26 protein-coding genes are annotated in these 22,561 nt (G+C 36.2%); 25 read left to right on the forward strand and 1 reads right to left on the reverse strand.

The features are described from left to right. Positions 1-61: 61 nt before the first annotated feature. The 22 genes from AC1Q51_RS21220 to AC1Q51_RS21325 all read left to right on the forward strand — a co-directional run bounded on the left by AC1Q51_RS21220 (position 62) and on the right by AC1Q51_RS21325 (position 19,714). On the forward strand, positions 62-775 hold the full coding sequence (locus AC1Q51_RS21220; RefSeq protein WP_000755480.1) for a YphF family lipoprotein: 714 nt from the start codon (positions 62-64) through the stop codon (positions 773-775). 242 nt (positions 776-1,017) lie between these two features. Beyond that, positions 1,018-2,496 carry a stage IV sporulation protein A gene (gene spoIVA, locus AC1Q51_RS21225; RefSeq protein ID WP_000416519.1) on the forward strand — a complete coding sequence of 493 codons (1,479 nt, stop codon included), beginning with the start codon at positions 1,018-1,020 and terminating at the stop codon, positions 2,494-2,496. A gap of 297 nt (positions 2,497-2,793) precedes the next feature. Further along, positions 2,794-3,066 carry an HU family DNA-binding protein gene (locus tag AC1Q51_RS21230; protein ID WP_001043860.1) on the forward strand — a complete coding sequence of 91 codons (273 nt, stop codon included), beginning with the start codon at positions 2,794-2,796 and terminating at the stop codon, positions 3,064-3,066. A gap of 120 nt (positions 3,067-3,186) precedes the next feature. Further along, positions 3,187-3,756, forward strand: a complete 570-nt coding sequence (gene folE / locus AC1Q51_RS21235) for a GTP cyclohydrolase I FolE (protein WP_001151481.1) — start codon at positions 3,187-3,189, stop codon at positions 3,754-3,756. A 183-nt stretch (positions 3,757-3,939) separates the two neighbouring features. Next, complete coding sequence (locus AC1Q51_RS21240; RefSeq protein ID WP_053564889.1) at positions 3,940-4,674, forward strand: heptaprenyl diphosphate synthase component 1; 735 nt, start codon at positions 3,940-3,942, stop codon at positions 4,672-4,674. Positions 4,675-4,712: 38 nt separating this feature from the next. After that, entirely contained in the window at positions 4,713-5,426 is a 714-nt protein-coding gene (gene menG / locus AC1Q51_RS21245) for a 2-heptaprenyl-1,4-naphthoquinone methyltransferase (RefSeq protein WP_001187668.1), read from the forward strand. A 38-nt stretch (positions 5,427-5,464) separates the two neighbouring features. After that, positions 5,465-6,427 carry a heptaprenyl diphosphate synthase component II gene (gene hepT / locus AC1Q51_RS21250; protein WP_327946986.1) on the forward strand — a complete coding sequence of 321 codons (963 nt, stop codon included), beginning with the start codon at positions 5,465-5,467 and terminating at the stop codon, positions 6,425-6,427. Positions 6,428-6,551: 124 nt separating this feature from the next. Beyond that, the gene (gene ndk, locus AC1Q51_RS21255; RefSeq protein WP_000415883.1) at positions 6,552-6,998 is read left to right on the forward strand and encodes a nucleoside-diphosphate kinase; all 447 of its coding nucleotides are present in this window, start codon (positions 6,552-6,554) and stop codon (positions 6,996-6,998) included. A 264-nt stretch (positions 6,999-7,262) separates the two neighbouring features. Beyond that, positions 7,263-8,435, forward strand: a complete 1,173-nt coding sequence (gene aroC, locus AC1Q51_RS21260; RefSeq protein ID WP_001269379.1) for a chorismate synthase — start codon at positions 7,263-7,265, stop codon at positions 8,433-8,435. Continuing rightward, a complete protein-coding gene (aroB, locus tag AC1Q51_RS21265) occupies positions 8,435-9,520 on the forward strand; it encodes a 3-dehydroquinate synthase (RefSeq protein ID WP_098509110.1) in 1,086 nt (361 codons plus the stop codon). Before aroC ends, aroB begins: the two co-directional genes overlap by 1 nt. A 132-nt stretch (positions 9,521-9,652) precedes the next feature. After that, entirely contained in the window at positions 9,653-10,765 is a 1,113-nt protein-coding gene (gene hisC / locus AC1Q51_RS21270; RefSeq protein WP_001264022.1) for a histidinol-phosphate transaminase, read from the forward strand. A 480-nt stretch (positions 10,766-11,245) separates the two neighbouring features. After that, a complete protein-coding gene (locus AC1Q51_RS21275; protein WP_001168673.1) occupies positions 11,246-12,508 on the forward strand; it encodes a tetratricopeptide repeat protein in 1,263 nt (420 codons plus the stop codon). 73 nt (positions 12,509-12,581) lie between these two features. Next, positions 12,582-13,118 carry a ReoY family proteolytic degradation factor gene (locus AC1Q51_RS21280; RefSeq protein WP_001095925.1) on the forward strand — a complete coding sequence of 179 codons (537 nt, stop codon included), beginning with the start codon at positions 12,582-12,584 and terminating at the stop codon, positions 13,116-13,118. Between the two features lie 154 nt (positions 13,119-13,272). Next, on the forward strand, positions 13,273-13,734 hold the full coding sequence (locus AC1Q51_RS21285; protein WP_000872171.1) for a YpiF family protein: 462 nt from the start codon (positions 13,273-13,275) through the stop codon (positions 13,732-13,734). A gap of 137 nt (positions 13,735-13,871) precedes the next feature. Continuing rightward, positions 13,872-14,384: a menaquinol-cytochrome c reductase iron-sulfur subunit gene (gene qcrA / locus AC1Q51_RS21290; RefSeq protein ID WP_001290420.1), complete on the forward strand. Its 513-nt coding sequence runs from the start codon at positions 13,872-13,874 to the stop codon at positions 14,382-14,384. Then, on the forward strand, positions 14,385-15,059 hold the full coding sequence (qcrB, locus tag AC1Q51_RS21295) for a menaquinol-cytochrome c reductase cytochrome b subunit (RefSeq protein ID WP_000932700.1): 675 nt from the start codon (positions 14,385-14,387) through the stop codon (positions 15,057-15,059). It abuts the gene before it with no gap. A gap of 43 nt (positions 15,060-15,102) precedes the next feature. Beyond that, the gene (gene qcrC / locus AC1Q51_RS21300) at positions 15,103-15,870 is read left to right on the forward strand and encodes a menaquinol-cytochrome c reductase cytochrome b/c subunit (RefSeq protein WP_000554601.1); all 768 of its coding nucleotides are present in this window, start codon (positions 15,103-15,105) and stop codon (positions 15,868-15,870) included. A 118-nt stretch (positions 15,871-15,988) separates the two neighbouring features. Next, entirely contained in the window at positions 15,989-16,579 is a 591-nt protein-coding gene (gene lhaT / locus AC1Q51_RS21305) for a lipoprotein heptaprenylglyceryl N-acetyltransferase LhaT (protein WP_000262838.1), read from the forward strand. Between the two features lie 25 nt (positions 16,580-16,604). Next, positions 16,605-17,291 carry a lipoprotein intramolecular transacylase Lit gene (gene lit, locus AC1Q51_RS21310; RefSeq protein ID WP_000414374.1) on the forward strand — a complete coding sequence of 229 codons (687 nt, stop codon included), beginning with the start codon at positions 16,605-16,607 and terminating at the stop codon, positions 17,289-17,291. Positions 17,292-17,397: 106 nt separating this feature from the next. Beyond that, complete coding sequence (gene ypjB, locus AC1Q51_RS21315; protein WP_000831589.1) at positions 17,398-18,186, forward strand: sporulation protein YpjB; 789 nt, start codon at positions 17,398-17,400, stop codon at positions 18,184-18,186. 101 nt (positions 18,187-18,287) lie between these two features. Further along, positions 18,288-18,971 (forward strand): zinc metallopeptidase, encoded by a 684-nt coding sequence (locus tag AC1Q51_RS21320; protein WP_011109966.1) that lies wholly within the window; start codon positions 18,288-18,290, stop codon positions 18,969-18,971. A gap of 101 nt (positions 18,972-19,072) precedes the next feature. Continuing rightward, positions 19,073-19,714: a uracil-DNA glycosylase gene (locus AC1Q51_RS21325; protein ID WP_098329457.1), complete on the forward strand. Its 642-nt coding sequence runs from the start codon at positions 19,073-19,075 to the stop codon at positions 19,712-19,714. 28 nt (positions 19,715-19,742) lie between these two features. Here AC1Q51_RS21325 and AC1Q51_RS21330 read toward each other — a convergent pair whose 3' ends face one another. Next, entirely contained in the window at positions 19,743-20,624 is an 882-nt protein-coding gene (locus tag AC1Q51_RS21330) for a YitT family protein (RefSeq protein ID WP_000202121.1), read from the reverse strand. A gap of 377 nt (positions 20,625-21,001) precedes the next feature. Between AC1Q51_RS21330 and AC1Q51_RS21335 the strand changes: the two genes are divergently transcribed. Genes AC1Q51_RS21335 through mgsA form a run of 3 tightly spaced genes read left to right on the forward strand, consistent with a single transcriptional unit; the run spans position 21,002 to position 22,553 of the window. Continuing rightward, positions 21,002-21,343 (forward strand): nucleotide pyrophosphohydrolase, encoded by a 342-nt coding sequence (locus AC1Q51_RS21335; protein ID WP_002108639.1) that lies wholly within the window; start codon positions 21,002-21,004, stop codon positions 21,341-21,343. Next, positions 21,343-22,143, forward strand: a complete 801-nt coding sequence (gene dapB, locus AC1Q51_RS21340; RefSeq protein WP_000658810.1) for a dihydrodipicolinate reductase — start codon at positions 21,343-21,345, stop codon at positions 22,141-22,143. Before AC1Q51_RS21335 ends, dapB begins: the two co-directional genes overlap by 1 nt. A gap of 14 nt (positions 22,144-22,157) precedes the next feature. After that, a complete protein-coding gene (gene mgsA / locus AC1Q51_RS21345; protein WP_000684765.1) occupies positions 22,158-22,553 on the forward strand; it encodes a methylglyoxal synthase in 396 nt (131 codons plus the stop codon). The last annotated feature ends 8 nt before the right edge of the window (positions 22,554-22,561 follow it).

Consider the following 22,561-nt stretch of genomic DNA (forward strand, 5'->3'; position numbering starts at 1 on the left):
GGAATGGTCTCGAAAATACTACATACGGAGCAAGTTATATTAGTATGAAAAGGTGATGCTAGTGAAAAAAGTCCATATTATTTTAATATTTTGTTGTATGAGCCTTTTAACGGGGTGTCTGTATCCGAAAGAAAATATGAAGCAAAATGCGGTTCCTTATGAAGATCAGCTACAGGTTGTTCAAAAAGCTGTTGTCACATTTAAGGAGCAAAATGATGGGATATTGCCAATTAAGACGAGGGATATGAGTACACCTATTTATCAAAAGTATCCAATCGATTTTCAACAGATTGCTCCGCGTTACATACAAGAAGCGCCAGGGAATGCATATGAAAGTGGAGGAGTATATCAATACGTATTAATAGACGTTGAAACAAATCCAACAGTAAAGTTAATTGATGTTAGGATGGCTGAACAAATTCAGGAATTATCTTTAAAACTTAGGATGTATCGTGATGAACATCAATATCCACCTTTTAAAAAAGTAATTTCAGATGGTGTATATGAATTGGATTTCAAAAAACTAGGATATAAAGATGTGCCACAAGTGACAAGTCCATATTCTGGTAAAGGGCTTCCTTTTGTAATTAATGAAAAAGGAGAAGTTTTTGTTGATTATAGAATCGACTTATATGACGCTTTGAAAAAAAATGAAGGGCAGTTTACGGAGGGAGAAGATATTCGAAATATACTTTCGAAAGGTTCCCCGTTTGTACCAGCTTATTCTTTACCGTACACAGTAAAGAACGGAGAACCAATTTTTTTAAAATCATAAGTCATGAACCTTTCTTTTAGTGAATAAGTTCTAGAAGAAAGGTTTTTTATGTTATACAACTTACGATGCAAACAAAAGATATTTTTTAATAGTCATATGAAATTGGACAAAATTATATGATATATTGTCCGAACTTCTAGAATACCATTATATTATATCAGATATTATAGGCAACGTTAGAGAAGGTATTAGTTGACTATAAACGCGGAATTATTCCCAAAAATTTTGAGGGAGGGAATCACTTGGAAAAGGTAGATATTTTTAAAGATATTGCAGAACGAACAGGCGGTGATATTTATTTTGGAGTTGTAGGAGCTGTTCGAACAGGGAAATCAACATTCATTAAAAAATTTATGGAACTTGTAGTTATTCCAAATATTGAGAATGAGTCTGACCGTCAAAGAGCGCAGGATGAATTGCCTCAAAGTGCTGCTGGTCGTACAATTATGACGACGGAACCGAAGTTTGTTCCAAACCAAGCGGTTTCTATCGAAGTAGATGAAGGACTTGAAGTGAACATTCGATTAGTAGATTGTGTTGGATATACGGTTCCAGGAGCGAAGGGCTATGAAGATGAGAATGGCCCACGCATGATTAATACCCCTTGGTATGAAGAACCTATTCCATTCCATGAAGCTGCAGAAATCGGCACGCGTAAAGTAATTCAAGAACATTCAACAATTGGTGTTGTAATTACAACAGATGGAACAATTGGTGAAATTCCAAGAAGAGATTATATAGAGGCAGAAGAACGCGTTGTAAATGAGTTGAAAGAAGTAGGAAAACCTTTCATTATGATAATTAATACGGTACAGCCGTATCATCCAGATACAGAGCAATTACGCCAAAGTTTATCAGAAGAATATGATATCCCGGTTATTGCAATGAGTGTGGAGAGTTTAAGAGAAACAGATGTATATAATGTACTTCGTGAAGCGCTATTTGAATTCCCTGTATTAGAAGTGAATGTGAACCTTCCGAGCTGGGTAATGGTGCTAAATGAAGGGCATTGGTTGCGTCAAAGTTATCAAGAAGCAGTTCAAGAAACTGTGAAGGATATAAAACGTCTTCGTGATGTGGATCGCGTTGTTTGGCAGTTTAGTCAATATGAATTTATTGATCGAGCGAGCCTAGCTGGCATTGATATGGGGCAAGGTGTGGCGGAGATTGATTTATATGCGCCAGATGAATTATATGATCAGATTTTAAAAGAAGTAGTAGGAGTAGAAATTCGAGGGAAAGATCATTTATTGAAGCTTATGCTCGATTTATCTCATGCGAAAATAGAATATGACCAAGTGGCAGATGCATTGCGTATGGTTAAGCAAACAGGATATGGTGTAGCAGCCCCTGCGCTAGCGGATATGAGCTTAGATGAGCCAGAAATTATTCGTCATGGTTCAAGGTTTGGTGTGAAGTTAAAAGCGGTAGCGCCATCTATTCATATGATTAAAGTAGATGTAGAGTCAACGTTTGAGCCGATCATTGGTACTGAAAAGCAAAGTGAAGAATTAGTTCGTTATTTAATGCAAGATTTTGAAGATGATCCGTTATCAATTTGGAATTCTGATATATTTGGACGTTCGCTTAGCTCGATTGTTCGAGAAGGAATTCAGGCGAAATTATCTTTAATGCCAGAAAATGCTAGATATAAATTAAAAGAAACGCTAGAAAGAATTATTAATGAAGGATCTGGCGGATTAATTGCGATTATACTATAAGAAAAATCCCTCTCACTGTAGAGGGATTTTTTGTTTTTCCGATTATAAAATAGAAAAATAAACAGTCATTATCTAATACATTGTTGTAAATTGTCAAGTTTCATCAGATTTTCACATTTTCAGAGTAACAATTTCCTTAAAAATATTGAATTATAAAGGAGAATCGTATAATATAGGCGTTGATAATGATTTATCTACATCTTTGTAGTATAGAATTTGTAAAAATTGCCTACAAATGAAAGTAAGACTCATTTTATGATCATTATACAGTCTTATCTTTGGGAGGAGGTGAATGGCATGAACAAGACAGATTTAATCAATGCTGTTGCAGAAGCAAGTTCCCTTTCTAAAAAGGACGCAACAAAAGCAGTAGACGCTGTTTTTGATTCTATCTTAGAAGCTTTAAAACAAGGTGATAAAGTACAACTGATCGGATTCGGTAACTTCGAAGTTCGTGAGCGTGCGGCTCGTAAAGGTCGTAACCCACAAACAGGTGAGGAGATTGAAATCGCTGCAAGTAAAGTACCTGCATTCAAACCTGGTAAAGCGTTAAAAGATGCGGTTAAATAATCCTTACATATTAACAGGGAAGAAGAGTTTCCTTTTTGGGAACTCTTCTTTTTGCTTTTAAAAACATAAATATGCTAGAATGTGTTCGTATCACTTTTAGGTTTTCGGGAGGGCTAGCGGATGGCAAAAGTTAATTTAGAACAAATTGAACATGCAGTACGCCTTATTTTAGAGGCGATTGGGGATGATCCAAATCGTGAGGGAGTACTTGATACGCCAAAGCGTGTTGCAAAAATGTACGCAGAAGTGTTCTCAGGTATGCATGAAGATCCGAAAGAGCATTTGCATAAAGTATTCGGAGAAGATCACGAAGAGCTTGTACTAGTAAAAGATATCCCATTTTATTCGATGTGTGAGCATCATTTAGTTCCATTCTATGGAGTTGCTCACGTTGCATATATTCCGCAAGGTGGAAAGGTGACAGGGTTAAGTAAATTAGCTCGTACTGTAGATACAATTGCACGTCGTCCACAACTGCAAGAACGTATTACATCAACAGTAGCGAACTCTATTATGGAAGTACTAGAGCCTCATGGTGTAATGGTAGTAGTAGAAGCAGAACATATGTGTATGACGATGCGTGGTGTGAAAAAACCAGGTGCGAAAACAGTAACGACAGCAGTGCGTGGTGTGCTTGAAAATGATGCTGCAGCGCGCAGTGAAATTTTATCGTTTATTAAAGCGAAGTAAAGAAAAGCGGGAAACTGCTTTTCTTTTTTTTTTTAGTAAATAAATGATATAGTTTTAGCTAGACAGAGTGAGATTAGAAAGATTGCTTACATGAATGGTAGGTGTAGCCAAGTTTTGGTTATAGAAAATAGAGTGTATGTGTTATAATAAGTTTTATGAATTAGAAAACAAGGGTGATTTTTTGTGTGTGACATCTACGGAGGGTATGCGGGTATAAAAGAGAAATTGATGGAGAAATTACGCCATCCTTATTTTATAAACTATATTGAAGAACCATTTATTGATGAAGAAAAGATAGCATTGTTATATGGTGCTTTAAAGAGTGCAAACTTACATATAGAACAAATTGAGCATTACGTAGTAACAATTATGCTTGTACAAATTGCGCTTGATACGCATGAAAGGGTATCAAATAAAGCAGGCGAGGAAGAGATTGAATTCCATAAATGTCGTCAATTAACAGTACTTGCAGGCGATTACTATAGTGGACTATATTATTATTTATTGTCTATGAATCGTGATATTGTTTTAATTCGTGCACTTGCTGAAGGAATTAAAGAGATAAATGAACACAAAATTATGTTATACCAAAAAGCGCATGAAACGACGGATGACATAATGAAAAGCGTAGTAACGATTGAGTCTGCGCTCCTTCAAAAAACATGTGATCATTTTCATTTATCACATTGGAAGCCATTTATCACATACGTATTAGGTGGAAATCGCCTTCAAAAAGAAATTCAATTGTATGCTGATAAACAACATTCACCTGTTTTTCAAGCGGTGCAAGATGCTTTAGGGGATAAAGCAGAAGTAGTGATTAATGGTTGGATGATGGAATTGAGAAAGAAAGAAAAACAATTTTTAGAAAATCACACAGACGTAAATGAAATAAATTCTGTGTTAAGGGATAAATAGAAGACATAAGCAATTTTACATTGGAAGAAGGTACGAGCATGCAACAATCAAAAGAAGAAAGAGTACATGACGTATTTGAAAAGATTTCTGATAAATACGATGTGATGAATTCTGTAATTAGTTTTCAAAGACATAAAGCGTGGCGTAAAGAAACGATGCGAATTATGGATGTACAACCTGGCAGTAAAGCGCTTGATGTATGCTGCGGAACCGCAGATTGGACAATTGCGCTAGCTGGAGCGGTAGGTGAGCAAGGAAAGGTTGTTGGCTTAGACTTCAGTGAAAATATGTTATCTGTCGGTAAGCAAAAGGTAGAGGCGTTACAATTAAAACAAGTAGAACTTCTACATGGGAATGCAATGGAGCTTCCATTTGAAGATAATACGTTTGATTATGTAACAATTGGGTTTGGTTTACGTAACGTACCGGATTATATGCACGTATTAAAAGAAATGACGCGTGTAGTAAAACCAGGTGGAAAAGTAATCTGTTTAGAAACATCTCAACCAACAATGATTGGTTTTCGACAAGGGTATATTTTATACTTTAAATATATCATGCCGTTATTTGGAAAGATGTTTGCGAAAAGTTATAAAGAATATTCATGGCTTCAAGAATCTGCTAGTGCATTCCCAGGGATGAAAGAATTGGCCCAAATGTTTGAGCAAGCTGGACTTGAACGTGTGCAAGTGAAACCATTTACTTTTGGGGTAGCAGCGATGCATTTAGGTATTAAACCAGAATCAAAATAGAAAAAAGAAAAAAGAAGTTTTAGGTTAAGGTGAACAATATGAAGTTACAACTTATGTACTCTTTTTTACGATCGGATATTAATGTGATAGAAAAAGAATTAAAAAAGACAGTTGCTTCTGAACAGCCATTAGTAGAAGAGGCAGCATTACAACTTATTGAAGCTGGTGGGAAGCGAATTCGTCCTGTATTTGTGTTGCTTGCAGGGAAATTTGGAGATTATAAGTTAGATGCGATTAAGCATGTTGCTGTTGCGTTAGAGCTTATTCATATGGCTTCTCTTGTTCACGATGATGTTATTGATGCTGCATTTTTACGACGCGGCAGTGCGACTGTGAATGCGAAATGGGGAGATCGTATTGCGATGTATACAGGGGACTATTTGTTCGCTAAGTCTCTTGAATGTATAACAAATATCGAAATCCCAGAGGCGCATCAAGCGTTATCACATACTATTTTAGAAGTCTGTAAAGGTGAAATTGAACAAATTAAAGATAAATACAATTATGACCAAAATTTAAGAACGTATTTAAGAAGAATAAAGCGAAAAACAGCATTATTAATTGCCGCGAGTTGTCAATTGGGAGCGATTGCTGCTGGTGCTAATCGTGATACAGTAAATCGTCTATTTTGGTATGGGTATTTTGTAGGAATGTCTTATCAAATTATTGATGACATTTTAGACTTCGTTTCCACAGAAGAGAAACTTGGAAAACCTGCTGGTGGAGATTTATTACAAGGAAACATAACGCTCCCTGCTTTATATGCGATGGAAGATCCAGTACTTCGTCAAAAAATCACATCTGTACATGAAAATACAACAGTAAGTGAAATGCAAGAAATTATTGATGCTGTAAAAAATAGTCCAGCAATTGATCAAGCATTTGCGTTTAGTGAACGTTATTTACATAAAGCTTTAGAAATAATAAAACCACTCCCACGTGGAAAAGCAAAGTATGCATTACAAAATGTTGCAAAGTATATTGGAAAACGAAAATTTTAATGTTTATTCTAAAAAATAAAATAATCTCTCTATTTCAAAACTATTGCACAATTGTGATAAGGGTGATAATATGTGTGTGGGGATATACAATTACATACATAATTCAGAAGTGGAGAGATTTTTTATGGAAAAAACATTTCTAATGGTAAAACCAGACGGTGTACAACGTGCCTTCATTGGGGAAATTGTAGCTCGTTTTGAGAAAAAAGGATTTCAATTAGTTGGTGCAAAATTAATGCAAGTCACTCCGGAAATTGCTGGACAACACTACGCTGAGCATAAGGAAAAACCTTTCTTTGGTGAGTTAGTAGACTTTATTACATCTGGACCTGTATTCGCAATGGTATGGCAAGGTGAAGGTGTAGTAGATACAGCGCGTAACATGATGGGGAAAACAAGACCACATGAAGCAGCTCCTGGAACAATTCGTGGAGATTTCGGTGTAACTGTTGCGAAAAATATTATTCATGGTTCTGATTCTTTAGAAAGCGCAGAGCGCGAGATTGCTATTTTCTTTAAAGAAGAAGAATTAGTTGACTACTCAAAATTAATGAATGAATGGATTTACTAATTATTTTGAAATAATTTGTAAACGCTTTAATCACTGTGATAATAGTAAAAAGTGCAAGGAGAATAGGGGTATTCTTCTTGCACTTTTTTTATTTTCAATTAGTTACGAAGTTTGAGCTGTTATGATATATTGATATTTAAATTAGGCCTATCGGAAATATAGAATAAGAAAATGGTCGATTTATGATATAATTTCTTTAATATTTTTAGAATGATAAAAGTTAATATAGTGAGATAAATACATATACGAAAAGAGGAATAACGTATGCGATATATTACGGCTGGTGAATCTCATGGTCCGCAACTTACAACAATTATAGAAGGTGTTCCAGCAGGATTGTCTTTAGTAGCGGATGATATAAACGAAGAGTTAGCTAGAAGGCAAAAGGGATATGGGCGTGGTAGACGCATGCAAATTGAAACGGATCAAGTGCAAATTTTAAGTGGTGTTAGACATGGAGAAACATTAGGTTCCCCTATTGCACTCGTTGTTGAAAATCGTGATTTTGCCCATTGGACAAAAATTATGGGGGCAGAGCCTTTAACTGAGCAGGAAGAAAAAGAGATAAAAAGGAAAGTGACAAAACCAAGGCCTGGGCATGCTGATTTAAATGGTGCAATTAAATATGGTCATAGAGATATGAGGAATGTACTGGAACGTTCGTCAGCGCGCGAAACGACGGTGCGTGTTGCTGCTGGTGCGGTTGCTAAAAAGGTGTTAGCAGAACTTGGTATTAAAGTGGCGGGCCATGTAATTGAAATTGGCGGTGTACAAGCTAAGGAGGTTACGTATAGTTCAATTGAAGAATTAAAGAGTATTACAGAAGCATCTCCTGTACGTTGCTTAGATGACGAAGCTGGTAACCAAATGATGAAAGCGATTGATGATGCGAAAGCAAATGGTGATTCAATTGGTGGAATCGTTGAAGTAATTGTGGAAGGAATGCCAATTGGAGTAGGTAGCTACGTGCATTATGATCGAAAACTGGATGCGAAATTAGCAGCTGCAATTATGAGTATTAATGCTTTTAAAGGTGTCGAGATTGGAATTGGTTTTGAAGCAGCGCATAGACCGGGAAGTGAAGTTCATGATGAAATTCTATGGAATGAGGAGCATGGATATACAAGAAGAACAAATAATGCAGGTGGATTAGAAGGCGGTATGACGACTGGAATGCCAATTGTTGTGCGCGGTGTGATGAAACCGATACCTACACTTTATAAACCTCTTCAAAGTGTAGATATTGATACGAAAGAGCCTTTTACAGCGAGCATTGAACGTTCAGATAGTTGTGCAGTGCCAGCAGCTAGTGTCGTTGCAGAAGCGGTTGTGGCTTGGGAATTAGCAACAGCTTTAATAGAACAATTCGGATTAGATCGTATGGAACTAATTCGTGAAAATATTGAGAAACATAATGAATATGCGAGGGGATTTTAATGGGAAACATACATATTCAAACGAAATCAAAAGAATATGATGTACATGTTGGTAAAGAAGCGTTGTCAAACTTAACAATGATCGTTCAAAATATGCAGCCAGCTGTATCTAACGTAATGATCATTTCAGATGAAGCTGTTGCATCACTACATTTACAGACAGTTATCGATGCATTACAAGTGGAGCAGGACGTGTTTTCGTTTGTTGTACCAAGTGGCGAAAAAGAGAAGTCTTTCGAAAATTTCTATGCGGCTCATACGTCAGCTCTTGAAAATAAATTAGATAGAAATTCTTTAATTCTTGCACTTGGAGGCGGAATGATTGGAGATTTAGCTGGTTTTGTTGCTGCATCTTTTATGCGGGGTATTCGCTTTGTGCAGGTTCCGACGACTTTATTAGCGCACGATAGCGCAGTAGGTGGGAAAGTAGCGATTAATCATCCGTTAGGTAAAAATATGATTGGTGCATTCCATCAGCCAGAAGCGGTTGTATATCATACACCGTTTTTACAGTCTCTTCCTGAAAAAGAGTGGCGTTCAGGTTATGCAGAGGTGATAAAGCATGCTCTTATTGGTGATGTGGAGCTATATCATTGGTTAAAAGAAGAAGTGCAAACATTAGCGGATCTTCGTGATGAGAAGTTAATCCATATATTAACGAAGGCGATTCCTATAAAGGCAAATGTTGTGTCACAAGATGAAACAGAGAAGGGTGTACGTGCCCATTTGAACTTTGGACATACGTTAGGACATGCTCTTGAAAAAGAGCTAGGGTATGGGAATATTACTCACGGTGACGGCGTAGCGGTTGGAATGTTATTCGCCATATTTTTAAGTGAGCAAGTGTACAAGGTTGATCTTGCTTATGAAGATATGAAGCAGTGGTTCTTGAAATACGGCTATCCAAAAATGCCAAGAGATTTGAATGTAGAGCGCCTCGTTCAATTGATGAAACAAGATAAGAAAGCAAATGCAGGAGCAATTCATATGGTGCTTATGCAGGAATATGGGGTAGTGAATGTCGTATCTATTTCAGATGAGACTGTTCATATTGCGTTAGAGGCATTTCAAAAAGATATGGTTTAAAATGATAGCGAAGTGTTGTGAAGTGCTCATTTAGAGGTATTCTCGTAATAGTGACGGTTATGATAAAAGATTACAGTAAGGGGCTATAACTGTATTGTAATCAAATTGAATGAAATGACTGGGGGAAGAAAAATGAGAGTGAAAGAGCAATTGTTAACTTTGAGAGCGTATGTGCCTGGGAAAAACATTGAAGAAGTAAAAAGGGAATATGGATTATCGAAAATTGTGAAATTAGCATCGAACGAAAATCCATTCGGTTGCTCAGCGCGTGTGACAGAAGCATTAACTTCTTTAGCGAGCCAATATGCCCTTTATCCAGATGGATATGCCTTTGAACTTCGGACAAAAGTAGCGGAACATTTAGGTGTAAAAGCAGAACAACTACTATTTGGTAGTGGATTAGATGAAGTCATTCAAATGATTAGCCGAGCGTTACTACATGAAGGAACAAACGTTGTAATGGCGAATCCTACGTTTTCACAATATCATCACCATGCTGTTATTGAAGGAGCAGAAGTTCGTGAAGTATCACTTAAAGACGGTATTCACGATTTAGATGCAATGCTAGAGCAAGTAGATGATAAAACGAAAATTGTATGGATTTGTAATCCGAATAATCCGACAGGTACATATGTTGAGAAACAAAAATTACTTTCATTTTTAGAATCAGTTCCTAAGTCGGCTCTCGTTATTATGGACGAAGCATATTATGAATACGCGGAAGCAGAAGACTATCCGCAAACATTGCCACTTCTTGAAAAGTATGAAAATCTTATGGTTTTACGCACGTTTTCAAAAGCATATGGTTTAGCTGCTTTTCGTATCGGATATGCGATTGGGGATGCGAAGTTAATCGGACAGCTAGAAGTAGCGAGGTTACCATTCAATACATCAACTGTAGCGCAATCTGTAGCACTCGCTGCATTAGAAGATCAAGCCTTTTTACAAGATTGTGTGAAAAAGAATGCTGAAGGTCTAAATCAGTATTATGCATTTTGTAAAGAATATAACGTATTCTATTATCCATCTCAAACAAATTTCATTTTCTTAAAACTTGGTATACCAGGTAATGAAGCTTTCGAACGATTAATGAAAAAAGGATATATCGTTCGTTCTGGTGCTGCATTTGGTATCGATGATGGTATTCGTATTACTGTCGGTTTGAAAGAAGAAAATGATGAAATTATAGAGTTGCTGAAAGAGCTTGTAAATGAGCAAGTACAGAAAGAAGAAACATATTCTTAAGAGATTGTGAAGGCTCCTATTATAGGAGCCTTTTTTATCGTATTAAAAATAAAGGTTGAAGACTGGTAATTAAGTTGTTCTGTAAATCACGGTTTGTATGGCTTGATAATTAGTGAGAGAAGTTATTTGCACGGTCATAAAAGAAAGCGGTACAATAGAAGATGATGATAAGGTATCGGTGTCATATCCGAACCTTTTGAACAATTACCTACTCTGTAAGAAGAAGTATAAGAAGAAGCATGCTCATTCTAAAGGTTGCGTTCTAACAGTGAGTTGCTTATGATAAAGTGAAACTTTAATCAGTGGGGGGATGTTTATCCCCCGCTGATTATTAGTTGAACCAATCGGGCTTTTACGGGCAGTTGATCCCCAAACTAACTTCTTTGCCTTAGCTGAATTTTGAGGTGGGGGTCTTACTGCCCGTTAATAGCGGGGTAAATGAACAGAAGAGAATATTTTTTAGAATTAAAGGAGACGTTTATGCAAAAGTTTGAACAAGCTGTTTCATATATTGAAAATGGTGAAGCGGAAAAAGGATTACAATTATTAAAAGAACAATTAAAAATTGCAAATGATGAAGAGAAGTATGATATCGCTCGTTACTATCATACACTTGGATTTACAGATGAGGCATTAGCGATTACTGAAGACTTACGTTTACTGTATCCGGAAGAAAGTGAATTCACTGTATTTTTAGCAGAATTATATATTGATCTAGATAAAGAAGATGAAGCGATTGAAGTACTTCATGATATTCCAGAAAATGACGATTTATATGTTCAATCGTTATTACTTGTTGCAGATTTATTCCAAATGCAAGGTTTTGATGATGTAGCAGAGCAAAAACTATTAAAGGCGAAAGAAATGATGCCTGATGAACCTGTTATTACGTTTGGGTTAGCAGAATTATATAGTAGTAAAGGTGAAGAACAAAAGGCAATTACTTATTATGAATCGCTATTAGCTGAACATAAAGTAATGGGTGGTGTTGTGATCGCACTTCGCCTTGCAGAAACGTTAAGTGCGATTGGAAACTGGGAAGAGGCGATTTCTTATTATGAAGCAGGCCTAGAGGAACAAAAAGATATTCACTCATTATTTGGATATGCCTTCACATTATACCAAGGTGAAGAATATCAGAGAGCAATCGGTGCTTGGCAAGAACTAAAAGAATTAGACCCTGAGTACGCATCACTGTACATGTATTTAGCGAAAAGCTATGAAAAAGAAGGAATGCTTCAAGAAAGCTATGAAACGCTTCATGAAGGAATTAAAGTAGATGAGCTTTCAGTTCCGTTTTATGTAGAGTTAGCGAACATTGCGGCGAAATTAGGAAAAATAGTAGAAGCAGAGGAAGTTCTTCAAAAAGCACTTGAGTTAGACCCAGGGCATTTAGGCGCAACATTAAAATATGCGTATATCTTAAAAGGACAAGAAAAGTACGAAGAGTTAATTGCAATTGTAGAGCGTGCTATTGATAGTGGAGAACCAGATACACAACTACTTTGGGACCTTGCGTATGCAAAAAAACAATTAGAAATGTATTCGGATGCATTAAAACACTATGAAAGTGCATATACTTCTTTTAAGAATCATCCAGACTTCTTAGAAGAATACGGTTATTTCTTATTGGAAGAAGGAAAGCGAAAAGAGGCGAAAGAAGTATTTACCCAGTTATTACAACTAGACCCGACACAAATTCATATTGAAGAGTTGTTATATAATTTAGAGGATTTTTCATAAGTTGGAAGGAAACTGAATGCCGCTTCTTGAATCTAAAAAGAAAAGAGAAAGACAGAGGAGGGACTTAATTGCTATGAATACCCCTGTTTCTGTAAACGAGAAGAAGGATTTTGTAAAATGGTTTTTGAATAATTACCAACTGAAACAGCGTGAATGTGTATGGATTCTGAATTATTTAATGAGTCACGACCAATTGATGCATAAAGTCCACTTCGTAGAGCATGCAAAATATTGTCCGCGTGGCTTAGTGATGTCAGCGAATTGTGTGAAAGACACACCGTTTCACTTTTTTAAACAAAATGTTATGACAACAGATGCTGAAAAATCGTTTCATGATATTCGTTTAAATCGAGATGAAGATATTTATATTCAACTCAACTTTAAATCATCGTTTCAAAATGCGAATTATGTAGCTGTATTAGAAGAAAACCCATATCTACCAAAGCATATTGAAGTAAATGAAAAAGATCGTTTACTTGCAGAAAGGTTTTTGGAAGAAAGTGTATTTTCATTTAGGAGAGAACGCCTTTTGAAACAAATTGATGAAGCGTTAGATAAGCAAGATAAGGAAGCGTTTCATAGATTAACGGCCGAGTTAAAGACTTTATAGAATTTATTTGGATTAATAAATTTTTACAAATTTCAGACTTTCACCAAGAAAAACTACCTATATTGGGTAGTTTTTCTTTTTTTACCTCTTTTAGTATGGTTTAATATATATAAAGTGAAAGTTCTGTCATTTACAAGTGAAGGAGGGAAGGAATTTGAAGTGGAGTGTAAAAGATGTGGAACAGTTTGAACAAGCAAGAGAGTATGTTGATACAGGAGTAATACCGCTTTTATCAATTTCGGCAGCACAAGAAATGAAAATGGTTGTAGAACAAGGTGAATTTATCGAATTGTTGAGCACGGAATTGGAAAGAGAGTATAAAGGAAGAGTGCTTTTACTACCTGCGTTTACGTATTTGGTAGAAAGTCAAAAGAATGAAAAAGGTCGTTTGCAAGAATGGACAAATCATTTACGAAGCGAAGGTTTTAAGCATATTGCTTATGTTACAAGTGATTTTTCATGGAAAGAGGATATGCAAGAGTTACAGGGAGATTTATTTTGGTTTCCTTCATTAGCATTAGAACAATTTAGTGATCAAGCAAAAAGAGAAGTTATTCATGCACATATAAAAAATATAATGGTGATGTTGGAAGAGAAGTGGGGAAACTCGCAATAAACAGAAAGTTCTTATTATTATGAGTAGTATGATATTGACCTGTGCATGAGCGTATTATATCATGATAGTGTCCTAGTTTTTATTTTTTATATAATTTATCACGAGGGGACAATTTCTGATAGAGGGGGGAAATTTTCGTGAGCGAGAAAGAACATCGCGTGTCAAGAAGACAATTTTTAAATTACACACTCACAGGGGTAGGAGGCTTTATGGCTGCCGGTATTTTAATGCCGATGACGCGATTTGCGCTTGATCCGGTGTTAAGAAAAGAAGCCGGAACAGATATGGTTGCTGTTGCGCAAGTAAAGGATATTACAACAGAGCCGAAGCGTTTCGATTTTAAAGTGAAACAGGTTGATGGTTGGTACAAGTCTGAAGAACCAAAATCGGCTTGGGTTCATAAAGATGAAAGCGGAGACATTGTTGCGTTCTCTCCAGTATGTAAACATTTAGGATGTACAGTTAACTGGAATTCGGACAAAGCACATCCGAATCAATTCTTTTGTCCATGTCACGGGGGTCGTTATACAAAAGATGGGATGAACATTAAAGGTACGCCACCCCTTGCTCCGCTGGATGTGTACGAGTCTAAAGTGAAAGATGGAACGCTGTATCTAGGAAAAGCGAAGCCAAGAGGGGGTGCAAAGTAGATGTTAAATAAAATTTATGATTGGGTAGATGAAAGATTAGATATTACACCGATATGGCGTGATATCGCTGATCATGAAGTACCTGAACATGTAAACCCGGCACATCACTTTTCTGCATTCGTCTATTGCTTTGGAGGACTTACCTTTTTCGTTACTGTAATTCAAATTTTATCTGGAATGTTTTTGACGATGTATTATGTGCCTGATATTAAAAATGCTTGGGAATCAGTTTACTATTTACAAAATGAAGTTGCTTATGGGCAAATTGTTCGTGGTATGCACCACTGGGGTGCTAGTCTCGTAATTGTAATGATGTTTTTACATACACTCAGAGTTTTCTTCCAAGGTGCGTATAAAAAGCCCCGTGAGTTAAACTGGATTGTTGGTGTTCTTATTTTCTTTGTTATGTTAGGTCTTGGTTTTACCGGATATTTATTACCGTGGGATATGAAAGCTTTATTTGCTACAAAAGTAGGGATTCAAATTGCAGAGCAAACACCGCTCATTGGTCCTTATATTAAAACATTACTCGCTGGTCATTCCGAAATTGTTGGCGCTCAAACATTAACTCGCTTCTTTGCTATTCACGTCTTCTTCTTACCAGCAGCACTTCTAGGTTTAATGGCCTTCCACTTCATCATGATTCGCAAACAAGGTATTTCCGGTCCACTATAAGAGATTGCTAAATTAAAGGGGAAAGAACTAAAGGAGGGAGATTATGCATCGCGGCAAAGGGATGAAGTTTGTAGGAGATTCTCGGGTACCGGTAGCTCGGAAACCAAATATTCCAAAAGACTATTCTGAATACCCAGGGAAAACAGAAGCATTTTGGCCGAACTTCTTGTTAAAAGAATGGATGGTTGGTGCAGTTTTTTTAATCGGTTATTTATGTTTAACAGTGGCGCATCCGTCGCCGCTTGAGAGAATGGCGGATCCAACAGATGCTGGATATATACCACTTCCAGATTGGTATTTCTTATTCTTGTATCAGTTATTAAAGTATTCTTATGCTTCCGGTTCATTTACTGTAATTGGAGCGTTTATTATGCCAGGGATTGCGTTTGGTGCATTACTGTTAGCTCCATTTCTTGATCGAGGTCCAGAAAGACGTCCATTGAAGCGTCCTGTAGCAACTGGATTTATGCTTTTAGCAATTGCATCGATTATCTTTTTAACTTGGGAATCTGTAGCACACCACGACTGGGAAGCTGCAAAGAAACAAGGAGCAATTGTAAAAACCGCGCCAGTTGATAAAAATGATGATGGCTATAAATTAATGCAAAAAAATACTTGTTTAACATGTCATGGTGACAACTTACAGGGCGGGGCGGCAGCACCAGCACTGCAAAACTTAACTTTAAAGCCAGAAGAAATTGCTAAAATTGCGAAAGATGGAAAAGGTTCCATGCCTAAAGGTGTATTTAAAGGTACAGATGAGGAACTGAAGAAGCTTTCGGAATTCGTTGCAAAGTATAATAAAAAATAATAAAAAGCTGACTACAAAATTTGTAGTCAGCTTTTCTATTTAGTTGGATGAAGTTTGTTATAATAGAGTAGGATTTAGTGAATGAATTACTTTGCTTGAAAGGTGTTGGACATACAGATTGGTGTACTTGTATGCAATGTTAAGACAACGCTCGGTATTATTATTTTTATTGGTTGTTAACATATTAGGTACAATTTACGGGTTTATATGGTACGGAAATCAACTGAAAGAAACGTCACCTATATTTTGGCCGTTTGTACCAGATAGTCCTATGGCGAGTCTCTTTTTTGTCTTTGTTTTAATTGCTTTTTTGACAAAGAGAAACTGGGGATTAATAGAAGCGCTAGCGATTGTTACTTTAATAAAATATGGTATTTGGGCTGTTGTTGTAAATGCGATTATGATTTACGTAAAAGGTCCTATTGGCCTTATGGGCTACATGTTAATGCTTTCGCACTTTGCGATGGCAGTGCAAGGTGTTTTATATGCTCCATTTTACCGTATAAAAAAATGGCATTTTATAGTAGCGGGTGTGTGGACGTTGCATAACGATGCAATTGATTATTTATTTTGGCAAATGCCACGATATGGAATTATGCATTTGTTTGTAGAGGAAATTGGTTATTTTACGTTTTGGTTAAGCGTTGCTGTACTATGTATTACATATTATTGTTGCTTACGTGAGCACAGGAAACAATTTTCTTTATGATGGTTAGAACATTTAGGGGGAGAACATGGAGAAAAATAAGAGTGGTACAAAAATATTGGATCGATTGATTACTTTAGTTGTTTCATATAGCATAGCATTTTCTATTTTTGCACTCGCAACAACGGCAGTTGTGTATGGAAAATGGCTGTATTATTTTGAAATTGATTTTTTAAATATTCCTGATTTAGCGGATATGACGAAGGATGAAATTAAAAGAAATTACGATGTGCTTATTACATATTTATCCCCGTTTTATGACGGAGCATTACATTTGCCAACATTAGATATGTCTACAAATGGCCGTATTCATTTTGTAGATGTTAAAAATATTTTAGTAAAGATTCAATATGTGATGTATGCGACAATTATGATTGCAGTGATAGGGGGAATTTATTTATTAAAAAAGAAAAATGAAAAGTTTTTACTGCACGGATCAATTTTAACAATCATTTTTCCGATAGCGCTTATGTTACCAATCGCTATTAATTTTGAAAAGAGCTTTGTATTATTCCATAAGCTTTTATTCAGTAATGATTATTGGATGTTTGATATTGAAACGGATCCAGTTATATTAATGCTACCAGAGGAGTTCTTTATGCATGCTGCGTGTGCTATTTTATTATTCATTTTAGGTGGTAGTATACTTTGTTATAGCTTATATAGATATTTCGTAAAAAAGAAAAGGATGTCAAAGAAAAAATTCTCTGCTTAAAGAGAATTTTTTCTTTGTAAAACGATAATATATTTTTCGGTTCAGTTCTGTTCTATTCTTGTCCCAATTAACATATTTTGTACTAGTAGTTATAGGGGGGACCGGGATGAAGAGAACATTAATTGGATTGATAGCATTTCTAATTATAATGTTTCCGTTACGTATATATGCTGAAGAGTGGAATGAGCTAACAGGGTTGTTAGACGACTCGTTACAGTTAGTGAAGCGTAATGAAGATGAAAAAGCGGTACAAGTATTACAACTTTTCTCAGAGCAATTTTTAATGAAGGGGAATGAAAAGAAGCATGAAGTAACACCAGATCAAGTTAGAGTTATTTCTTTAGCTTACGACAAGGCGCAGCAATCGCTCTCTGAAGAAGGTTTAGGTAAGCAAGCTAAAATGGATAATGTGTTGGCATTACAACTTGCTGTTGATGCACAAGTATCGAAATATCAACCACTTTGGATGGAAAGAGAAAGGAAAGTAATGGATGCCTTTTCTCAAATGGAAAAAGCGATGGAAAAAGAAGATGCTGGGCAATTTCAACAAACATTAAATACATTTTTAAATGAATTCAATATTATTTATCCAAGTTTAATGATTGCTTTGCCAGAAAACGAGGTACAGCGTGTAAATGTTCATTTATCTTATTTGGATGAATTTCGTAACGTTATGTTAAAAACGAAAGGTGGCCAAATGCAATTAGGGATTATTAAAGGGGATTTGCAAAAGATATTTCACACAGTAAAAAAGGATGAAATTGCACCTTCTCTCATTTGGTTTATGACAATTACTGGGGGACTTATTTTATTCACATTAACTTATGTTGGATGGAGAAAGTATAAAGGAGAGAGAGAAAAAAGAAAAAGTAATGTGCATTCTAAAAATAGATAATGTAATAAGTAAAGATATGGATTGTAAGGTTTATTCATTGACAATAGTGGCAGAAGAAAATAGAATGAGAAGTACTATAATTAAAACTTCAATGGAGGTTCATGATGTTTTATTTAATTTACTTCGCGATCATAATGATCATACCGTTGTATGCACAGTCAAGAGTACGAAGTGCCTATAGCAAGTATTCACAAGTTTATTCAACATCAGGTATGACAGGAGCGGAAGTGGCTCGAAAAATTTTAGATGAAAATGGATTATACAATGTAGCTGTGGAAGAAACACCAGGTCATTTATCAGACCATTATGATCCAACGGCCAAGACGGTTCGATTATCAACAGATAACTATTATGGACATTCAGTTGCTGGTACAGCAGTGGCAGCACATGAAGTAGGACACGCAATTCAAGATGCGCAAGATTATAACTTTATGCGTATTCGTCATTCGTTAGTTCCTGTGGCGAATTTTGGATCGAATATATCATGGGTATTTATTATGATTGGTATATTTGCGACAATGTCGAAACTATTGTTATTAGGAATTATTTTAATGGCTGCAGGTGTTGTGTTCCAACTTGTTACATTACCAGTTGAGTTCGATGCTTCAAAGCGTGCAATGCAACAAATTGAAGCGTTAGGTATCGTATCAACAGATGAATATGGCCAAGCTCGTAAAGTATTAAATGCAGCAGCATTAACATATGTAGCAGCTGCAGCTGTAGCGGTATTTGAATTATTACGTCTCGTATTAATGTATACTGGTATGCAGCGTAGCGACGACTAAAGACTATCAATTTTGATAGTCTTTTTTTGTTGTGTGGATTGAATTATATAATGTATTACAAATAGAAATAATAGAAGTAATGCGGAAAGGCGGTGGGGGAAATGAAATATCCAGACCATTTAGTAAAACAAGTGAAAGAGCGTAGTGCTCCTTATCAACTAGAAGGTTTTTTAAGTGGACAAGGTCCTGAAAATCCCAAATTTATGTTGTTAGGAGAAGCGCCTGGTGAAACAGAAATTCATAATGGGATTCCGTTTAGCGGGAGGTCGGGAAAACAATTAATGGATTTTTTAGAGCGTATTCACGTTACGAGGGAAGAAGTATATATTACGAGCGCTGTTCGGAGTAGACCTTATAAATGGCGAGAGAAAAAAGAACGAAATGGTGAAAGCATACAAAAAAAGTATAATAGAACGCCAAATCAAGGAGAAATAGTTGCCCATGCGCCTTTGTTAGATTATGAATTAGAGAAAATAGATCCGAGGCTTATCGTCACACTTGGAAATATTGGTCTTCAACGTTTAACAGGAAAAAATAAAAAAATCACAGATGTACACGGGCAATTATTAAAACAGCCCATTCAAAAATTAAAGGATATGCAAAGTGCAGAGTTTACATGGTCAGAGAATGAATATCATGTTTTTCCAACTTTTCATCCAGCTTCCATTTTTTATAATCGGAGTTTATTGGAGCTTATTTATGAGGATTTGGAGAAGCTTAAAAGACTTGTAATAAAAAACTAGAAAAGCTAAGGCGCTTTTCTAGTTACATTTAATTATGTAAAGGGTTTTTATTTTCATCTAACGTAAATCCTTCACCAACTACATCATGTACGTCACTTACTGCAACAAATGCATGAGGATCTACAGAAGTAATAATATTTTTTAATTTCACGATTTCATTTTTAGCAACAACGCAATACAATACGTTCCGTTCCACTTTTGTATACGATCCAACAGCTTTTAAAAAGGTTGCTCCGCGCTCCATCTCAGATAAAATCTTAGCAGCAATTTCATCGTTTTTCTCTGAGATAATAGTCGCTCCTTTGGCGGCATAGGCTCCTTCTTGCATAAAATCAATGACTTTAGCCCCGATAAAAACAGCAACTAACGTATACATACCCTCGCGGTATGATAAATAGGTAAGAATAGAGACGACGATAACGACAGCATCGAACATAAACATCGTTTTACCCATACTCCAGCCAACATATTTGTGAGCTAGTCGTGCGATAATATCTACACCGCCAGTAGTCCCGCCATATTTAAATATTATCCCAAGGCCGATACCGATAAATGCTCCGGCGAATAAAGCTGCGAGTGTCATATCATTTTGCAAGTTTAAATGTAAGTTGAGCACTTCGTAACGCTGGAAAATCCATAGAAATAAAGATACGCTAAATGTGCCGATTAATGTATATAAAAATGTCGTTCTGCCAAGTAACCTCCAACCAATAAAAAATATAGGGATATTTAAAATTAAGTTTGAGTAGGAAGGATCAAACTTAAATAAAAAATACAATAATAGTGTAATACCAGTAAACCCACCTTCTGCAAGGTGGTTTTCAATATTGATATTGACAATACCGAAAGAAAATATAGCGGAACCGATTAAAATAAAAATAATATTTCGCATCTTCAATTTTGATGTCATATAGAAATCCCCCTAATTATGTAATGATTACATTGCTCCGCTGAAACGGTAAAACATAATAATAAGTAATTTCTAGTTGCTAGTGAAAATAGTAAGAACTCGATTAGTATGGGCTAATCTTTTGCAAAAAGCGCAAAAGAAAGTTTCACTTTACCCCGTTCCAACGGCTGGTAGGAGATAAAGCTCTGAAGAAAGGCGAACCAGCCGTAGGAACCCGATTGGTTCAACTAATCTTTTGCAAAAAGCGCAAAAGAAAGTTTCACTTTATTATAGTCTATCCAAAAAAGGGTCGCAAATAGGTGTTTGGCGGGGAATAATATTTGTCAAATCGCGATGAATTGGCTAACATGAAAGAGGAAGGATTAGAGGTGAATAGTATGGAAGCAAAAACGATGAAAGATATGCAGAAAGAAGTAGATGCATATATTGGTCAGTTTAAAGAAGGTTATTTCAGTCCGCTTGCAATGATGGCTCGTTTAACGGAAGAAATGGGAGAGCTTGCGAGAGAGGTAAATCATTATTATGGTGAGAAACCGAAGAAAACAACTGAAAAAGAAAGAAGTATTGAAGAAGAGCTTGGAGATGTATTATTTGTTATGATTTGTATGGCAAATAGTTTAAATATTGATTTAGAGACAGCACATAACATTGTAATGAATAAATTTAATACACGTGATAAAGATCGCTGGACACGTATTGATGAGGGAGAGAAAGAATAATGAAAGAAATTAAAGTAATTATCGCCGGACCAAGAGGACGTATGGGACATGAAGCAGTCCTTCTTATGGAAAGAACGGAACATTTTAATTTAGTAGCAGCAGTGGATTATAAGCATGGTGGTGAGAAGATTTCTGATTTACCTGGCATGCCAGCATTACATGCACCGATTTACGCTGATTTACATACTTGTTTAGATGAAGTAGAAGCAGATGTGTTGTTAGATTTAACAACACCAGAAGTTGGGAAACAACACGTTACACTTGCAGTTGAGCGTGGACTTCGTTCTGTTATTGGTACAACTGGATTTACAGAAGAAGAATTGGCACGTTTAACAGAGAATGCAAAAGAAAAAGCAGTAGGAACAATTATTGCTCCAAACTTTGCAATTGGTGCAGTTCTTATGATGAAATTCTCACAAATGGCAGCGAAATATTTCCAAGATGTTGAGGTAATTGAATTACATCATGATCAAAAATTAGACGCACCATCTGGTACAGCTGTAAAAACGGTAGAATTAATTCGTCAAAATCGTGAATCAAAGCAGCAAGGTCATCCAAATGAAGTAGAGCAACTAGCAGGTGCACGTGGTGCAAATGTAGACGGTATTCACATTCATAGTGTACGTTTGCCAGGGCTTATTGCACACCAAGAAGTAATGTTTGGTGGAGATGGACAAATGTTAACAGTTCGTCATGATTCATTCAATCGTGCATCATTTATGTCAGGTGTAAAACTATCAATCGAGACAGTAATGAACCTTGATCATCTTGTGTACGGTTTAGAAAATATTATCGACTAAAGGGGAGACAACGGATGAAAATTGCCTTAATCGCACATGACAAAAAGAAAAATGATATGGTTTCGTTTGCATACGCATATAAACCAATTTTTGAGCAACATGAATTATTTGCAACAGGAACGACAGGGCTTCGTATTATGGAAGCGACTGGATTAGTTGTAACAAGATATCAATCTGGCCCTCTTGGTGGAGATCAAGAAATTGGTGCAATGATTGCAAAAAACGATTTAGATATGGTGATTTTCTTCCGCGATCCATTAACAGCACAGCCGCATGAACCGGATGTGAATGCATTGCTTCGTTTATGTGATGTATATGCGATTCCACTTGCAACGAATATGGCAAGTGCTGAAATGTTGATGCACGCATTAGAGCGAGGAGATTTAGATTATCGTAAGTTAAGAAAATGAGGGGAACA

The sequence above is a fragment of the Bacillus sp. MT94 genome (genome assembly GCF_058792475.1).